Source organism: Rhodococcus sp. ARC_M6, assembly GCF_022810305.1.
Lineage (GTDB): Bacteria > Actinomycetota > Actinomycetes > Mycobacteriales > Mycobacteriaceae > Rhodococcus_F.
Window position 1 is genome coordinate 1 of record NZ_JALGQH010000047.1, and the last position, 14,963, is coordinate 14,963.

Genomic DNA, 14,963 nt, shown 5'->3' on the forward strand with positions numbered 1-14,963 from the left:
CCAAAAGTGGGTGGGCGGGACTGACCCTCTACGGTGTCGTGCGCGAACTTCAACGCGCACTTGCTCATTGGATCGGTACCTGCCCGCTGTGTCATCACACCTTCCCGACCTAACAAAGTACTACTAGTGAGGGTGGCTGGTTGGATGCTAGTCGTGAGCATCGCCGCGTCATCGTACAAGCGCCACCGTTTCCCGACCGAGATCATCGACCGTTGCGTGTGGCCGTAATATCCATTCACCTTCCGCGACGTTGAGGACCGAATGCTCGAACGTGACGTGGTCGTGTCCTACGAGACCGGTCCGCCGTTGGTGCGCCGAGTTCGGCCAGACCGACGCCAACCAGCTGCGCTGCCGACGCCCTGGCGTCACGCGGTTCCGGGTCGGGGCGTGCGTCGAAATCAGCGGCAAAAAGACAGCTACCGGTGGCGCGCGGTCGACCAGCACGGCAACGTGCCCGACGTGCTGGCGTAGGTCCCGGCGAAACACTGAGGCAGCCAAGCGATTCTTCCGGAAACTGCTCAAGGGGCTGCGGTACGTGCCGCGGGTTCTGGTGACCGAAAAACTCCGCAGCTACTCCGGTCGCGCACTGTGAAATGATGCCGTCGGTGGAGCACCCGCGGTCGCCGTGATGCTATAATCTGTTGTTTACAACGATAGTGGTCAACGCGACCTCTCTCAATCAGATGTTCGCCGACATGAATTGCGGCCAGAAGGCAAGGATCCGTCTATCGTCCGGTTGGAGGGAGTCCCGTCAGCGAGGTGGCAGCCGAACACCACCGTCGAGACGGATCGTCTCGCCGTTGAGCATCGGGTTTGTGACGATGGCCTCCACAAGCTGCCCGAACTCGCGGGGGTCGCCCAGCCGCTTCGGATGCAGGGACAACTCGGCGAGCGCATTCAAAGCCTCATCCGAACGGGAACCGAGCATCGGCGTCTTGAACAAACCAGGAGCGACAGCGTTAACGCGGATGAGCAACGACGCCAAATCGCGTGCGATCGGCAAGGTGGCCGCCATCACGCCGCCCTTTGACGCCGAATATGCCGCCTGCCCGACCTGACCGTCGAACGCCGCGCCTGAAGACGTGTTGATGATGACACCACGCTCGCCATCGATCGGCTCGTTTGTCGACATCGCATGCGCTGCAAGGCGAACGACGTTGAAGGTACCAATCAGATTGACCTGGATGATCTTCGTGAACTTCTCGAGTGGGAAGGGTCCGGACTTGCCGACCGTCCGGGCCCCGCCGCCGATCCCGGCACAGTTCACGGCGATCCGCAGAGTATTATCACCGTTCGCGATCTCGACAGCCTTCGTGACCGCTTCTACGTCTGTGACATCGGCGGGGACGAACTCGACAGCGTCTCCGAGACCTGTAAGCGCGTCGATGTTGGCGGTCGGAAGGTCGATCGCGATCACCCGCGCGCCGGCTTTCGCCAATGCGGCAACTGTCGCGAAGCCGAGTCCTGAGGCCCCGCCGGTTACCAGTGCGCTGCTACCTGCAATCTCCATGAAATGCTCCTTGATCAAAAGTGTTGTGCAATAGTCTCGGTGAAGAAGTAACTACAGGCTGCGCCCGATGAGTTCCTTCATGATCTCGTTCGTGCCGCCGTAGATCTTCTGCACCCGCGCCGACGTATACATCCGGGCAATCGGGTATTCCATCATGTAGCCGTAGCCGCCGAAGACCTGCAGGCATCGGTCGATGATCTGGCACTGCTTGTCCGATCCCCACATCTTCGCCATCGATGCTGTTGCCGCATCAAGCTTTCCGTCGAGGTAGAGCTGAATGCAGTAGTCGATGAACGCCTTTCCTGCGAGCACCTCCGCCTTGCATTCCGCCAGAACGAACTTCGTGTTCTGAAACTCGAGGATCGGCTTGCCGAATGCGGTGCGCTCCTTGGCGTACTTAATCGTCTCGAGAACAGCGGCCTCCGCCATCGCGACCGCACCGATCCCGATCCGCAGTCGTTCACGCGGAAGCTGTTCCATCAACTGGAAGAAACCTCGGCCCTCGACGCCGCCGAGCAGGTTTTCCGCCGGCACACGCATGTCGGTGAACGAAAGTTCGCGAGTATCCTGGCCGTGCTGGCCGATCTTCTCGAGCACCCGGCCACGTTCGAACCCCTCGAGGCCGTTGGTCTCGGCAACGATCAGCGAGATCCCCTTCGACCCACCGCTGATATCGGTCTTCGCCACAATCACCAGCAAGTCACAGTGAGTTCCGTTGGAGATGAACGTCTTCGAGCCGTTGATGACGTATTCGTCGCCCTCACGAATTGCGGTGGTTCGCACCGCCTGCAGATCTGAGCCCGTACTCGGCTCGGTCATTGCAACCGCGATCACCATCTCGCCGCTCGCCATCTTCGGAAGCCACCGCTTCTTCTGCTTCTCATTGGCATAGCTGTAGATGTAATGCGATGCGAGCATCGAATGCACACCAAAGCCGAAAGCCGTGTCGTGAGCGTATGTAAGTTCCTGTGAGACAACGATCTCGTGACCGAAGCAGCCACCGGCTCCGCCGTACTCCTCAGGAATATTCAGGCAGAGCAGTCCTGCGTCGCCGGTCTTCGTCCAGAACTCGCGGTCAACCTGATGCTGCCTGGCCCACTTGTCCTGATTGGGAGTTGCTTCCTTCCGAAAGTACTCCGCCGCGTGCTTGCGTAGGATCTGATGATCCTCGGTCTCCCAGGTTGCTCGGTAGTCGGGAAATAGTTCGGACATGACGATTCCTACTTTCGGAGAATGAATGTCGATGACGGCGGGTGGGGGCCCTGCCGGACCAGAGATGTTGAAGCTCAGATACGTTCGATGATGGTGGTGTTTGCGGTGCCCGACGCTTCACAGATGGTCTGCATGCCGAAACGCTTGCCCGTGCGCTCAAGTTCACACAGCAGGTCGGTGAGCATTCGCGCCCCCGTTGAGCCGAGTGGATGACCGATTGCGATCGAACCGCCGTTGACATTCAGCTTCTCGTCCGGAATTTCGAACTCCCGCTGGACCATCAGAGGCACGCCGGCAAAGGCCTCATTGACCTCGAACAGATCAATCTCGTCCACGGTCAGACCGGAGCGCTTCAACGCTTTCCGCGTCGATTCGAGAACCGCGGTGAACTGGATGATCGGATCGGCTGCGGCCACACACATGGCCCGGAACCGAGCACGCGGGACAAGCCCGTGACGCTCGGCGAAATCGCGGTCCGCGATGAGCAATGCTGCGGCGCCGTCGCTGATCTGAGAAGCATTGGCGGCCGTGGTGAGTCCGTCGGCCGCAAAAATCGTCTTGAGCGATGCGAGTTTGGCCGGATCCATGTTCTCGCGGATGCCCTCGTCCACGACGATCGCCGGCCCCGACTCGTCGTCGGGGTCTGCGGTGATCGGAACCATCTGGTCCCGAAATTTTCCTTCCTTGGTCGCAGCCAACGCGCGTGCATGGCTACGAATGCTGAACGCGTCCAGCGATTCACGGTCCATCTCGAACGTCTTGTTCAACAACTCCGATGCGGGGCCCGGAGCCAGCATGCCGCCGTCGTAGCGAGCGGTCATGCGCGAACCGTATTGCGGCCCCAGCGGTCCACCAGGCACGAGTCCAGCAGAGGGAGGCGTCTGCGACATCGATTCCACACCACAGGCGATCGCCAAATCATAGGACCCGGCTATGACGCCTTGCGCGGCGAAGTCAACAGCCTGCTGGCCGGATCCGCACTGCCGAGTAATTGAAACGGCGGGGACGGGGTCCGGGAAACCTGCCGCGAGAACCGCGTGTCGACCGAGGTTCGCCGACTGGGGGCCCACCTGCACCGCGCAGCCTGTTATCACGTCTTCGACGAGAGCCGGGTCGATCCCTGCACGATCTACCAGGTTCCGCAAGGTATGCCCGAGCAAGTCCACCGGATGCCACTGACTCAGTGCGCCACCACGTTTGCCGACCGGGGTTCGTACTGCCCCGACAATCACTGCTTCACGATTCGTCATTTTTCACTACCTCGTAGTTCTGTGCGGATGCCGAGCAGCGGAATATCCGCCCTCTCGGCGAGTGCTTCCCACTGCTCCGTGGTTCCGGATGCAAAGACTTGTTCGAACGCCTCTCGTGTGTCTTCTACTTCGAGAGCCTCCAGAGCTCGTGCACGGAAGTGAGGTTCGAGTGCGCCCAAGGCGACATACCCGTCGGCCGTCTCATAGATCCCGTACGTCGGAGTGGCACCGCCGAGCCTGTCCCCTGGCCCCGACAGCGAATGCCGCACCGCTGCACCGGCATCGACAGCTGCAGCCTCGAGGACGATACGATGCCGCTGACCGACGAAGTTCTTTGCCTTTCCCACGAGTGCCAACAGCGCAGCCGAAACTGCACGTTCCGCACCCAGGAAATCGGCAACTGGAACTGTAGGCATCAACGGCGGTTGCAGGGTTCCGGCCGCCGCTTGGTAAGTCAGGTCGTGACCGGGAACGTCTTCCGTGTCTCCGTCGTGACCCACTATCTCCACATGCGAGAGGCCGGGGTATCTCTCGACCACGTTCCCGAGACCGAGTCGGTGCGGAGCCGAGGGACGCATCGCGGTGATCAAAAGGTCTGCATCCGCCAAGAGTGTGCTCAGCGTGGCAAGATCGCCGGATTCTTTCAGATCCAGGGTGACAACCTTCTGATTGCCGAGGAGCTCGGCATACCAACCCGGAGCGCCTGAGGCCAGAGGATCACCGCTCGGCGACTCTACCTTGGTCACCGACGCACCGAGAGCACTCAAGCGCGATGCCGCGAGCGGACCTGGGAGATTCACTGCAAGAGAGACGATGCGAACATCGCCGAGAATATCGGGCATTGCGCTCCTTTGAGACGATCGAACCGTGATGTATGCCGGCGTCAGTTGACCGCCCGGGCCGAACCTTCCCAGTAGGAAGCTCGCAGTGCCTGCTTGTCGATCTTGCCGACCTTCGTGACCGGCAACTCGGAAATCAGTTCGAGCGTCTTGGGAGCATGATGAGAACCCTTGCGCTGCTTGACCGTAGCGATGAGATTTTCGACGTCCGGTGTCATTCCCGGTCGTGCAACTACAAACGCATGCACGGCCTCGCCCCACTTCTCGTGCGGAACGCCGATAACCGCCGCTGCAGACACCGTCGGATCATCGGTGAGCACGTCCTCGATCTCCCGCGGATAGACGTTGAATCCACCCGTGATGACCATGTCTTTCCGCCGATCCACGATGTGGAGGAACCCCTCACCGTCGCGGTATGCCATGTCACCGGTCCAGAACCAACCGCCTTTCAGCACTTCGGCAGTCTCATCCGGGCGCTTCCAGTACCCGGACATCACCGAACGGGACCGCACACAGATCTCACCGACGACACCTTCCTCCACTGGTGCGCCAGAACTGTCGAGCACCTCGACCATCGTGCCGACCACAGGTCGACCGCAGGAAGTAAGAAGCCCCGGGCGATTTGCCGAATCATGCTCGGCGGGGAGCAGCGCGCTGACCATACCCAGCGATTCCGTCTGACCGTACACCTGCAACAGCGTTGCACCGAAAACCGTTTGGGCCTCGACGATTCGGGCCGGAGCCATCGGCGACGAGCCGTAGATGAGAGTTTCGAACGAGCTCACGTCGTAGTTCCCGAGGTCCTCGAAATCGAGCAAGGTGTACAGCAATGTCGGGACGGTGAAGGCAAAATTGATTCGGTGAGTTTGAACCGCTTGCAGCCACGGAGCCGGGCTGAAGGATTGCTGCAGTACCACCGTGCCACCCCGCAACAGCGTCGGCAGAATCGGGATTGAACCCGCGTGGGTGATGGGAGTGGAAATCAAGGTTCGCGGGTCGAGTGGCAGCCGCCACGACGCAGCGACGGACTGAATCTGCTGCACCATCGCACGCTGAGAGATCATGACGCCCTTGGGCTTACCAGTGCTTCCCCCGGTGTAGGTCAGCGTCGCGATGTCCTCTTCGTCCTGACCCGGAAGGGGCGTCAACTCTCGGGCTTCAACCTCCTCGCACAGCGCCAGAAGGTCTTCACCGTGCTCGGCAGGGCCGAGGGTCAACACGTGCTTGACACTCGACGCGCGGGCGGCGATCTGCATTCCACTTTCGGCAAATTTCGGGTGGACGATCAAGATCGAGATCTCGGCGTCGTTGCACAGATCTACGTGATCGTCGATCGACCCCATCGGGTGCGCGCCTGTGTACCGAGCACCGTTGAGATAGGTCGCAGCACGTGCAAGCCACACTTCCGGAACATTGACACTGAGCGCGGCGATGGTGCTGCCACGGACACCGCCCTTGGACTCGAAGACCTGCTGCATCCGGCTCGCCAAACTCGCGGCATCGAAGTACGACATTGTTCGTTCGTCCTGGACGAACGCTGTGCGATCACCGTATCTACTCAGTGCGTCGGCAATCAAGACGCCGAAAGTGATTCCGCTCTGTGGCTCAATCATGTCTGCCTCCTGCTGTTGATGACATCGACCGGCACCAAGACACGGACGTCGATGCCTATCGACGTGTTCGGACCAGCATCCTGGTACCGAATGTTCTGTACTGCACATGAATCAACGTTTGCGCACTCTTTGCGGCTACGACGCCCCGCAGCACCCGAGTGTATGCGGATAGTAAGAATTCTCAATACTGTTGCACAGCAAAGAAATATGGAAGTTCGGCAGCAGATTCTTCATGCTATGGCTGTCACTCGACGCCGCCGCCACAGGTAGCGCAAACGGGTTGACCAAGTCAACCAAATCATGGCCTTACGGCCTACATTGTTACTGAATGATTATCAATCGTCTGCCCGATCATCGGCACCGAAGAGCATTGTGGAGTAACGATCATTCTCGGATACCGGAGCTTCCAGCACCGCCGCACAGGTGCCGATGAGATCGCACACGATGTCAGCAGACTTCTCCTGACTACGTTCTTGTTGCTCCCACCTCGCAAGGACAACGATATTGAGGTGAATGATGTTGCGAACTCGCCGCTTTACCACTTCGAGCGGTGCATTGACAACTCCGACGACTAACGCCTCGACTCGCCGAAAAGCTTCCGCACTCAACTGTTCCTGAGCAACCAAACTCAACACCGGGCCGTACATCACCTGACTCAAGAATCGCGCGTACCGGCTTCCTTTGGAGCCCAGTGTCTCCACCGCGAACGGCAGGACCAGGGTTTCGACAATCTGCCGAACCGTCGGCAGATGTCCGAGTGCATCCAACTCGTCGAGCATCTCCTCGCGACGCTCATTGACCCGCGACATCCGATCTTCGAGAACGGCCTGGATGAGGCCGTCTCGGGAACCGAAGTGATACTTTGCAGCTGACTTGTTTAATTGACCAGCTTCGATCTGCACATCTTTGAGGGTCATCGCGGAAATGCCAAACTCGGCAATGAGTCGCTCAGCAGCGTCAATCATCGTTTGACGTGAAGTGTTCCGGGCCACATTCAACATAATAAGGTTACAAACTTATTATGTCAAGAGTTGCCGCAAAGGGCGAAATGGCCGTGCATTCAGTAACTTTGACATGCGGATTTCGTTCAGTTATCCATTTGCCAAACGCCATTTGTTGACATTCTAAGGTTGTAACCTTAGTCTTTGTTCTATGGCCCACGGCACGTTGCAGTAGTAGCTGTGCACACCACACGCACTCGGACCCGAACCGGAGTAACCGAGTGCGACCTGGAAGCACTGGCGAGTCACCTCCAACTTCGTATCCCTGAGCTAGCGCGCACTGCAACAAACCTCGAGCACCCTCTGCATCAAGGAGAATCGACATGACCACCATCGTTCCTACACATAGCGATCAACTCGCAGTTGACGGACGGGACTGCCCCCATATCGGTTGACTCCTGAACTGTGAGGATCTGTCCTCGCAGTGAAAGGATGAACACCATGCCCAAAGCATTTCCCGAGGAATTCCGTCGTGACGTCGTCGCGGTCGCCCGCAAACGCGAAGCCCCACTGACCCAGATCGCCAAGGACTTCGGAATCTGAAGAACCGACCCTGCACAACTGGCTCAAGAAGGCCGACATCGAAGACGGCAACCGCCCCGGAATGACCAGGGACGAGTCCTCTGAGCTGCGGGAAGCGAAGAAACGGATTCGCCTGCTCGAGCAGGAAGCGGAAGTGATGCGACGTGCCGTCGCCTACCTTTCCCGGGATGTTAACCCAAAATGATGTTCCCCCGCACGCGGGAGGGACCCCCACCGCTGGTCCTAGACCTTGCCGGCGACGGAATCCCCGTCACGGTGACCTGCCGGGTGCTCGGATTCTCCACCCAAGCGTTCTACAAGTGGCGTAAAGAACCTGTTCCGCAACGCGATTGGGAGAACGCGCATCTAATCAACGTGGCGTACGACATTCACGCCGACGACCCCGCATTCGGATATCGCTTCATTTCCGACGAACTCGCAGACCGGGACGACCTCCAGGTCGCCGCGAGCGAGAATCGGGTGGCCAGATTGTGCAGCCAACAGCGCATCTGGAGTTCCTTCAGCAAGAAGCGGAGCCTGACCAAGAAAGCCGGGCCTCCGGTCCACGATGATCTCGTGGTGCGGAAGTTCACCGCGACCGAACCGAACCGGTTGTGGCTCACCGACATCACCGAGCACTGCACCGACGAGGAAGGTGAACAGTCCGGTAAATGGTTCTCCGGTGCCGTCGCCGCCGTGGTCGACAAATGCCAACAGCGGATGGAATCCGAAGCCGCGCTTGAAATTCGGTGCAGTTTGTTCTTTCTCCGAATGTGCCGTCACCAATGTCGCATCGAGGTCGACGATCAAGGGGTGCTGCGGGTCGATGTCGTGGTTGGGTGCGTGTTCACCGGCGTGTGACCAGGCTACTTTTCGGGCTGCAGCTCGGGCGGAGTTGATCGCGGACAATGCGGCCGGTTCGTCAGCGGCGAGGGTGCTGATCAGGCGAGATACGGTCGCGTCGGATGCGATGGGGCCGAACACGGAGGGTTGTTCACGCAGGGTTGCGATGTCGGCGAGGCAGTCGCCACCGACGGCGAGGGAGAGTGCGAGATCGAGAATGATCTTGCCCGGATCGCGCTGGGTGCTGGGTTTGCGCCACGGCGATAGCGCGTCGGACAAAGCTGTGGTCAGGCCGGTTTTTTCGGCGGTGCGGATCAGGGTGATCACTCCGCCGTGCGAGACGAGTGCGTTGCCGGTGGTGTCGACGGAGAGTTTCGGGTAGGAGGAAGTAGACTTGCTCACCGGAATGGTGCCACCTTTTTCTGTGATTGGTTCAACTGTCGCAAGTCGAATTATCCCAGGTAGGGGCACCATTCCTTGTTGGTGACACGGGTTTACGTCGAATTGTCGTGAAAGCCTGAGGCTAGTGGGTGCGCCCGTTAGTTCGTCGGGGGTCACGCGGCGAATGGCTGTGGCGCATGAGGATCGTGGCGGCCGAGGCGGTGGAGAAGTTCGTGAAGGTCAGCCCGCGTGAAGGTCCAATCGAAGGGGCGGGCGGTGGCGTTGTAACGGTTCTGGAAGGCGAGTAGGCGGGCGGCCACCTCGTCGAGATCGCAGAAGTCGTCGGGTGTGAGGGCCTTGCGCTGCACAGCGGAGAAGTAGATTTCGACCTGGTTCAACCACGACGCATGAACGGGTAGATGGATCATGTGGGCGTTGGGATAAGCGTCGTTCATCCGCTTCGCCGCAGCCCAATTACGATGCGAGGCACCATTATCGACAATCCAAAACACACGACGCGCGCTTGCGTACGGTTCGGTGGTCATCACCTGGTCCACCAGTCGGGTGAAGGGTGCGATGCCGGTGGTGGGTTCGCAGCGACCGATCACGTGGGCACAGTGGACGTCGTAGGCGGCGAAGTACGCCAGCGTGCCATGTCGATTCCACCCGCATCGGCCGGTGTGCGTCCGGCGGAAGGTTGGGTTGTTTGCGCTGGCGAGCCTGCACTCCTGGTTTCTCGTCCGCGCTGAGTACGTAGTCGTCCTCGCCGAGCGGTTCACCGTCGTATATCCGAGCGTAGAGATCGAGGGCCCGAGCGGCCTTGGATGCGAAATGCGGGTCGCGGGGAAATATCCATGAGCGGTATTGCCAGGGTTTGATGGCGTCGGTGGCCAGCCACCTGCGCACCGTGGATGCCGAAATCGCATCGGTGATACCCCGCGTCATGGCCTCACGTGCCAGTTCCGGACAGCTCCACCGCGTCAGCGGAACACCCACTCGGGTGGGCAGTTCACAGGCCAACGCTTTGATCTCGGCGACCACTTCGGCAGTGAACGTTCGCGGACGTCCACTGCGCGGCAGATCTCGTAATCCTTCGAATCTACTGCGGCAGAACCGCATACGCCATTTGCGAATCGTGTCGAGGCAGATGTCGAGCCGTTCGGCGATCGCCGCGTTGGACGCCCCGTCCGCAGCGGCGAGGACGATCCGAGCGCGCAGCACCTGCCTCGATTGCGCCGAAGCCCGCCGCGACAAAGACTCGAGTTCGGACCGTTCGTCCGCGGCCAGAGACACTTGATACGGGCTCTGTACAGCCATCCTGACTTCCCCTGTCCAGTGATCATGATCGACCGTGAAACTGTGCCCGAACACCGGTACCGCGTCGGGATGACACGCCGGGCACCACCCGTGGCAGGCTGCCCTGCATGGCCACACCGCCCGAATCGACCAAGGTCTCGCTCCGACAACGACTGCGAGCGCGTGCGAAGGAACGCTGGCCGCAGCTCGTCGGACTGCACGTGCGATACCATGGGGCATTTGCCTATGTCACAGGTGAACTGGCAGACGGCACGAGGCTGCCGCTGTGCCGTCTCCGCTACGGCGGATCGGCCACCACCTGGGGATTCGCCATCTACCGGGCCAGCCGCGACGACTATGAAAACTCCGTCCTGCCCAACGGCCTACGCGCAGGCACCCCGGCCGAAATACTCGACTGTGCCTGCGGCCTTTATCTCAACGACCCCACGGCCTGGCAACCCCCGACGAACTAACGGGCGCACCCACTAGGTCACCCGAGGGGTACATGTACTTCTTGAAGTCTGCCTCGCTCAGTCGCCTGTAACTGGCCGAGTCCTTGAAAGACCTGTCGCTAGTACTACAGTTGTAGATAGCTAGCGTCGGCGTGTTTGCGCTGATAGAAGCGGTTGCCGCGGCAAGATCCACAGTTTGTGAAGACAAATAAATCCACCGCGGCAACCGCAACACCGAGCGTAATCCATGAACGCTGGCAAGAAGGGCTCGACAGCCTATTGAGGCTGCTCGCCCCGAGATTCACCCGAAGCGAGGCGCTCCACAACGCCAGCGCCTTGATCATGGGACTTCTCGCCGACCTTGAGAAGAAGAACTGCTGGACCATCGCCGAAATATCCGGACACCGATCACCAAGTCCGGCAAGGGGCTGACGGGCCTGGACCAGCACCAGGTGCGGACGTGGACGTCGTGGCACCGCTGGGCCACCCTGGTGAGGTCCGCGCACGCGTTCCTGACCGTCGCCACGGCTGCTGAACGTGCTGCCATACCGCTGTCTCTGGGGTTGATTCGGTTGAGTGTCAACGAGTTTCGGCGTCTGTTTGTGATATTCGTTCTTCGGCAGTGGTATGTGGTCGTTGACCCGATGCACTGGTCGTTGTGGCGACGAAGACACCAATTCCAAGCCCAGTGTCACTACTATCTTCGCAGGTCAGACGAGTAAAAGGCTCTATCTACAACTGTAGTACTAGCCACCATCGTGGCACTCACCGGGCGCCTCCTTCACATCAACAACGCATCGACACACGTAGCGGCCCTTCCCTCGCCCCAGGTTGTGTTGTCCTGCGGGCTCGATCGGTACTACGGCCGCCTCCGCCACCCTTCCGGCCGACAACTCATTTCCCAGGATCACTGGTTATAGAGCACCACCGCTTCCGGCCACAGACACAGCAGCATCGCCGCCGCGCCATCGCAGATGACCGGGCCGGGGAGGGTTTCTCCAGTTCCCGTCGCCACTGTCGGTACGTTCTACGCTCCATACGCCGGAGAGTTCCTCGGCACCTGCACATCCAGGTCTTCAGTGCCTTCCATCGGCCTTCACCGTGATTACGGCGGCTCGGCTCTCTCTTCACCCCCGCCCTCTCGGGCGGGGACCTCTAACGACGCCGCAGACTTCGCTTTATGCTGCGGACCGCACCTTCGCTCCCCCTTGCAGGGCTTCTGACGCTGGGCTTCGACCACACCCGTTTCCAGATGAAGCCGCCAGCCTGCTACCGGGCCACCTGGCAGCTACCCGGACCGGACTTCCACCGGCAAGCGACGACGAGCTGACGAACAAACAGACCTATACAGACCTCCTGTTCCGCTGGACGCACGAAAGCCCGAGGTTAGGGAATGAAGTTGGCCTTGTCCGGGGACACCGCCCCTGACAAGGCCAACTTCATCAATCCGCGTCCCGGCACCGTCTGTAGATCAGCCCGCGCTGAGGTTTTCTATTCGGCAAGCATCGAATCGAGGCTCACCCTCCCCGCCTTCCAGCGACGCGGTCCACATCCCAACCATCGCGATGGCGTAGAAGTTCAATCCGTTCCTCACGCTTCCAGCCCAGAAATCAGACAGCATGCGCGGCCGCTCACCCGCCGCGTCGGCGCAGGAACATGACGGCGGTGACAGTCAGGACGACAACTCCGGCGTCGTTGACGACCTCTGCGTCCGAGGTGATCCGGCCGCGGCCGCGGTCATCGAGCGAGACCTCGGTGACCGCCAAGGAGCCGGAGAGCACATCGCCTGGCCGCACCGGGCTGACGAACACCACCTCCGTGATCTTCCGACCCGCGATGACCTTCCAGCGGCCGTCGATCCGCCGGACCAGCAGCCGCTGGTAGATCGCGAGGGTGTGCAGGCCACTCGCGATGAGCCCGCCGAACCCATGGTCCGCCGCCGCCTCCACATCGGTGTGGAATGGTTGTGGATCCCACATCGAGGCGAAGTCCACCAGCTCCGCCTCGGCGACCCTGTGGTGGCCGAACTCGTACCGATCGCCGACGCTCAGATCCTCCGCGTAGACGTCGAAGCCCTCGGCCCTCGTCACTTCGGGGGCATTCGGACTGCGCCGTCAAGCCGGACCGTCTCCCCGTTGAACATCGGGTTGGTGACGATGGCCTCCACCAGTTGCGCGAACTCGGCCGGGTCGCCGAGGCGGGCCGGGTGCAGCGTCAACGCCGTCAACGCGGCCATCGGCCCCGCCGGCAGCGAGGCCAGCAGCGGGGTCTTGAACAGCCCCGGCGCGATGGTGTTCACGCGGATGAGCAGCGACGCGAGATCCCGGGCGATAGGCAGCGTCGCCGCGGCCACCGCCCCCTTAGACGCCGCATACGCAGCCTGCCCGATCTGCCCGTCGAACGCGGCGCCCGAAGACGTGTTGACGATGACCCCCCGCTCACCGTCCACCGGATCGTTCTGCGACATCGCGTGCGCCGCGAGGCGCAGCACGTTGAACGTGCCCAACAGGTTCACCGCGATCACCCTCTCGAAGATCTCCATCGGGTGCGGGCCCTTACGACTAACAGTCTTGGTCCCACTGCCGACGCCCGCGCAATTCACCACGATCCGCAGTGAGCCCTCCGAGTTGGCGAGCGCCACAGCCTCCGCCACCGCCGCCTCATCGGTGACATCGGCCGGGGAGAACTGCACCGCGTCCCCGAGCGCCGTGAGCGCGTCGGTGTTGGCTGACGGGAGGTCGATCGCGACGACCCGGGCGCCGGATTTGGCCAACGCCTCGACCGTCGCGAGACCTAGACCGGACGCGCCTCCGGTGACGATAGCGCTGCTGCCTGCAATCTGCATCAGATTCTGCTTTCTCTCAAGAACTGTTGGGCTGCTTAATTACTGGATCAGAGACTGCGCGAGATCAGGATCTTCATGATCTCGTTAGTGCCGCCATAGATCTTCTGGATGCGCGCCGCGGCGTACATCTGGGCGATGGGGTACTCCATCATGTAGCCGTAGCCGCCGAAGATCTGCAGGCAGCGGTCGATGATCTGGCACTGCTTCTCCGAGCCCCACATCTTCACCATCGACGCGGTCGTGGCATCGAGCTTGCCGTCGAGGTACCGCTGGATGCAGTAATCCACCAGCGTCTTTCCCGCGAGCACCTCGGCTTTGCACTCGGCGAGGACGAACTTCGTGTTCTGGAAGTCGAGGATCGGCTTGCCGAACGCGGTGCGTTCCTTCGCGTACCGGACCGTCTCGAGCACCGCGGCCTCGGCGGCTGCCACCGCGTCAATGCCGATCGTCAGGCGCTCGCGTGGGAGTTGCTCGAGGAGCTGCGCGAAACCATTCCCCTCGACGCCGCCGAGCAGGTTCTCGACCGGCACGCGCATGTCGGTGAAGGAGAGCTCACAGGTGTCCTGGCCGTGCTGGCCGATCTTCTCCAGTGTGCGTCCGCGCTCGAAGCCGTTGAGCCCGTTCACCTCCGCGACGAAAAGCGAGATCCCGTCATTGATCTTCGCGACGATCACCAGCAGGTCGCACAGCACGCCGTTGGAGATGAACGTCTTCGCGCCGTTGATCACGTACTCGTCGCCGTCACGCACCGCGGTCGTGCGGATCGACTGTAGATCCGAGCCAGTGCCAGGTTCGGTCATCGCGACAGCGATGACCGACTCGCCGCTGACCATCTGCGGGATCCATCGATTCTTCTGCTCCTCGGTGGCGTAGGAGCTGATGTAGTGCGAACCGAGCGCGGAGTGCACGATGAAGCCGAACGCGGTGTCGTGGGCGAAGGCCCGCTCCTGGGCGATGACGGCCTCGTGGCCGAAGTTCTCGCCGCCGCCGCCGTACTCCGCGGGCAGGCTCAGGCCGAGCAGGCCCGCGTCGCCGGTCTTGTTCCAGAACTCGCGGTCGACGTGCTGCTGCTTGGCCCAGCGGGCCTGGTTGGGGGTGGCCTCGCGGCGGAAGAACTCCGCGGCGTGCACGCGCAGGAGGCGCTGGTCGTCCGTCTCCCAGGGCGAGACGTAATCGGGGAACAGCTCAGACATGGTTTC

At 61.1% G+C, this 14,963-nt stretch carries 14 protein-coding genes and 2 pseudogenes; 4 read left to right on the forward strand and 12 right to left on the reverse strand.

The window, feature by feature from the left end; translation table 11 throughout:
• Window positions 1-261 precede the first annotated feature (261 nt).
• Window positions 262-471, forward strand: a complete 210-nt coding sequence (locus tag MTX36_RS30375) for a hypothetical protein (RefSeq protein WP_308198262.1) — start codon at window positions 262-264, stop codon at window positions 469-471.
• Between the two features lie 43 nt (window positions 472-514).
• The gene (locus MTX36_RS30705) at window positions 515-592 is read left to right on the forward strand and encodes a hypothetical protein (RefSeq protein WP_374230566.1); all 78 of its coding nucleotides are present in this window, start codon (window positions 515-517) and stop codon (window positions 590-592) included.
• A 159-nt stretch (window positions 593-751) separates the two neighbouring features.
• On the opposite strand, the gene MTX36_RS28070 is transcribed toward MTX36_RS30705, so the two are convergent.
• The 6 genes from MTX36_RS28070 to MTX36_RS28095 all read right to left on the reverse strand — a co-directional run bounded on the left by MTX36_RS28070 (window position 752) and on the right by MTX36_RS28095 (window position 7,389).
• Window positions 752-1,510, reverse strand: coding sequence for an SDR family NAD(P)-dependent oxidoreductase (locus MTX36_RS28070; RefSeq protein WP_243622943.1), 759 nt, complete (start codon window positions 1,508-1,510; stop codon window positions 752-754).
• A 51-nt stretch (window positions 1,511-1,561) separates the two neighbouring features.
• The gene (locus MTX36_RS28075) at window positions 1,562-2,722 is read right to left on the reverse strand and encodes an acyl-CoA dehydrogenase family protein (RefSeq protein ID WP_243622944.1); all 1,161 of its coding nucleotides are present in this window, start codon (window positions 2,720-2,722) and stop codon (window positions 1,562-1,564) included.
• 74 nt (window positions 2,723-2,796) lie between these two features.
• Window positions 2,797-3,972 (reverse strand): thiolase family protein, encoded by a 1,176-nt coding sequence (locus MTX36_RS28080; RefSeq protein WP_243622945.1) that lies wholly within the window; start codon window positions 3,970-3,972, stop codon window positions 2,797-2,799.
• The gene (locus tag MTX36_RS28085; protein ID WP_243622946.1) at window positions 3,969-4,814 is read right to left on the reverse strand and encodes a CoA transferase; all 846 of its coding nucleotides are present in this window, start codon (window positions 4,812-4,814) and stop codon (window positions 3,969-3,971) included. The genes MTX36_RS28080 and MTX36_RS28085 overlap by 4 nt, the downstream gene beginning before the upstream one ends.
• A gap of 41 nt (window positions 4,815-4,855) precedes the next feature.
• Entirely contained in the window at window positions 4,856-6,424 is a 1,569-nt protein-coding gene (locus tag MTX36_RS28090; protein WP_243622947.1) for an AMP-binding protein, read from the reverse strand.
• A 335-nt stretch (window positions 6,425-6,759) separates the two neighbouring features.
• The gene (locus MTX36_RS28095) at window positions 6,760-7,389 is read right to left on the reverse strand and encodes a TetR/AcrR family transcriptional regulator (RefSeq protein WP_243622948.1); all 630 of its coding nucleotides are present in this window, start codon (window positions 7,387-7,389) and stop codon (window positions 6,760-6,762) included.
• Between the two features lie 477 nt (window positions 7,390-7,866).
• Between MTX36_RS28095 and MTX36_RS28100 the strand changes: the two are divergent.
• Window positions 7,867-8,598: pseudogene (locus MTX36_RS28100) on the forward strand (transposase); the annotation flags it as partial.
• Window positions 8,599-8,607: 9 nt separating this feature from the next.
• On the opposite strand, the pseudogene MTX36_RS28105 reads toward MTX36_RS28100, so the two are convergent.
• The 3 genes and pseudogenes from MTX36_RS28105 to MTX36_RS30385 form a co-directional block, all read right to left on the reverse strand.
• Window positions 8,608-9,192 (reverse strand): annotated as a pseudogene (locus tag MTX36_RS28105) (transposase); the annotation flags it as partial.
• 152 nt (window positions 9,193-9,344) lie between these two features.
• Window positions 9,345-9,779, reverse strand: a complete 435-nt coding sequence (locus tag MTX36_RS30380; RefSeq protein WP_243622949.1) for a transposase — start codon at window positions 9,777-9,779, stop codon at window positions 9,345-9,347.
• Window positions 9,664-10,488 (reverse strand): helix-turn-helix domain-containing protein, encoded by an 825-nt coding sequence (locus MTX36_RS30385; protein ID WP_243622950.1) that lies wholly within the window; start codon window positions 10,486-10,488, stop codon window positions 9,664-9,666. The genes MTX36_RS30380 and MTX36_RS30385 overlap by 116 nt, the downstream gene beginning before the upstream one ends.
• 107 nt (window positions 10,489-10,595) lie before the next feature.
• On the opposite strand from MTX36_RS30385, the gene MTX36_RS28120 reads away from it, so the two are divergent.
• A complete protein-coding gene (locus MTX36_RS28120; RefSeq protein ID WP_243622951.1) occupies window positions 10,596-10,940 on the forward strand; it encodes a hypothetical protein in 345 nt (114 codons plus the stop codon).
• Between the two features lie 1,610 nt (window positions 10,941-12,550).
• Here MTX36_RS28120 and MTX36_RS28125 read toward each other — a convergent pair.
• From MTX36_RS28125 to MTX36_RS28135, 3 genes are read right to left on the reverse strand one after another with little or no spacing between them, the layout of a single operon-like run.
• On the reverse strand, window positions 12,551-13,009 hold the full coding sequence (locus tag MTX36_RS28125; protein ID WP_243622952.1) for a MaoC/PaaZ C-terminal domain-containing protein: 459 nt from the start codon (window positions 13,007-13,009) through the stop codon (window positions 12,551-12,553).
• Window positions 13,006-13,764, reverse strand: a complete 759-nt coding sequence (locus MTX36_RS28130; RefSeq protein ID WP_243622953.1) for an SDR family NAD(P)-dependent oxidoreductase — start codon at window positions 13,762-13,764, stop codon at window positions 13,006-13,008. The genes MTX36_RS28125 and MTX36_RS28130 overlap by 4 nt, the downstream gene beginning before the upstream one ends.
• A gap of 47 nt (window positions 13,765-13,811) precedes the next feature.
• Complete coding sequence (locus MTX36_RS28135; RefSeq protein ID WP_243622954.1) at window positions 13,812-14,957, reverse strand: acyl-CoA dehydrogenase family protein; 1,146 nt, start codon at window positions 14,955-14,957, stop codon at window positions 13,812-13,814.
• Window positions 14,958-14,963 lie beyond the last annotated feature (6 nt).

Coding starts and splice junctions, on each gene's coding strand:
- MTX36_RS30375 (WP_308198262.1), top strand. CDS start 262: ATGCTCGAACGTGACGTGGTCGTGTCCTACGAGACCGGTCCGCCGTTG.
- MTX36_RS28120 (WP_243622951.1), top strand. CDS start 10,596: ATGGCCACACCGCCCGAATCGACCAAGGTCTCGCTCCGACAACGACTG.
- MTX36_RS28130 (WP_243622953.1), bottom strand. CDS start 13,764: ATGCAGATTGCAGGCAGCAGCGCTATCGTCACCGGAGGCGCGTCCGGT.
- MTX36_RS28095 (WP_243622948.1), bottom strand. CDS start 7,389: ATGATTGACGCTGCTGAGCGACTCATTGCCGAGTTTGGCATTTCCGCG.
- MTX36_RS28070 (WP_243622943.1), bottom strand. CDS start 1,510: ATGGAGATTGCAGGTAGCAGCGCACTGGTAACCGGCGGGGCCTCAGGA.
- MTX36_RS28090 (WP_243622947.1), bottom strand. CDS start 6,424: ATGATTGAGCCACAGAGCGGAATCACTTTCGGCGTCTTGATTGCCGAC.
- MTX36_RS28085 (WP_243622946.1), bottom strand. CDS start 4,814: ATGCCCGATATTCTCGGCGATGTTCGCATCGTCTCTCTTGCAGTGAAT.
- MTX36_RS28075 (WP_243622944.1), bottom strand. CDS start 2,722: ATGTCCGAACTATTTCCCGACTACCGAGCAACCTGGGAGACCGAGGAT.
- MTX36_RS28135 (WP_243622954.1), bottom strand. CDS start 14,957: ATGTCTGAGCTGTTCCCCGATTACGTCTCGCCCTGGGAGACGGACGAC.
- MTX36_RS30385 (WP_243622950.1), bottom strand. CDS start 10,488: ATGGCTGTACAGAGCCCGTATCAAGTGTCTCTGGCCGCGGACGAACGG.
- MTX36_RS28080 (WP_243622945.1), bottom strand. CDS start 3,972: ATGACGAATCGTGAAGCAGTGATTGTCGGGGCAGTACGAACCCCGGTC.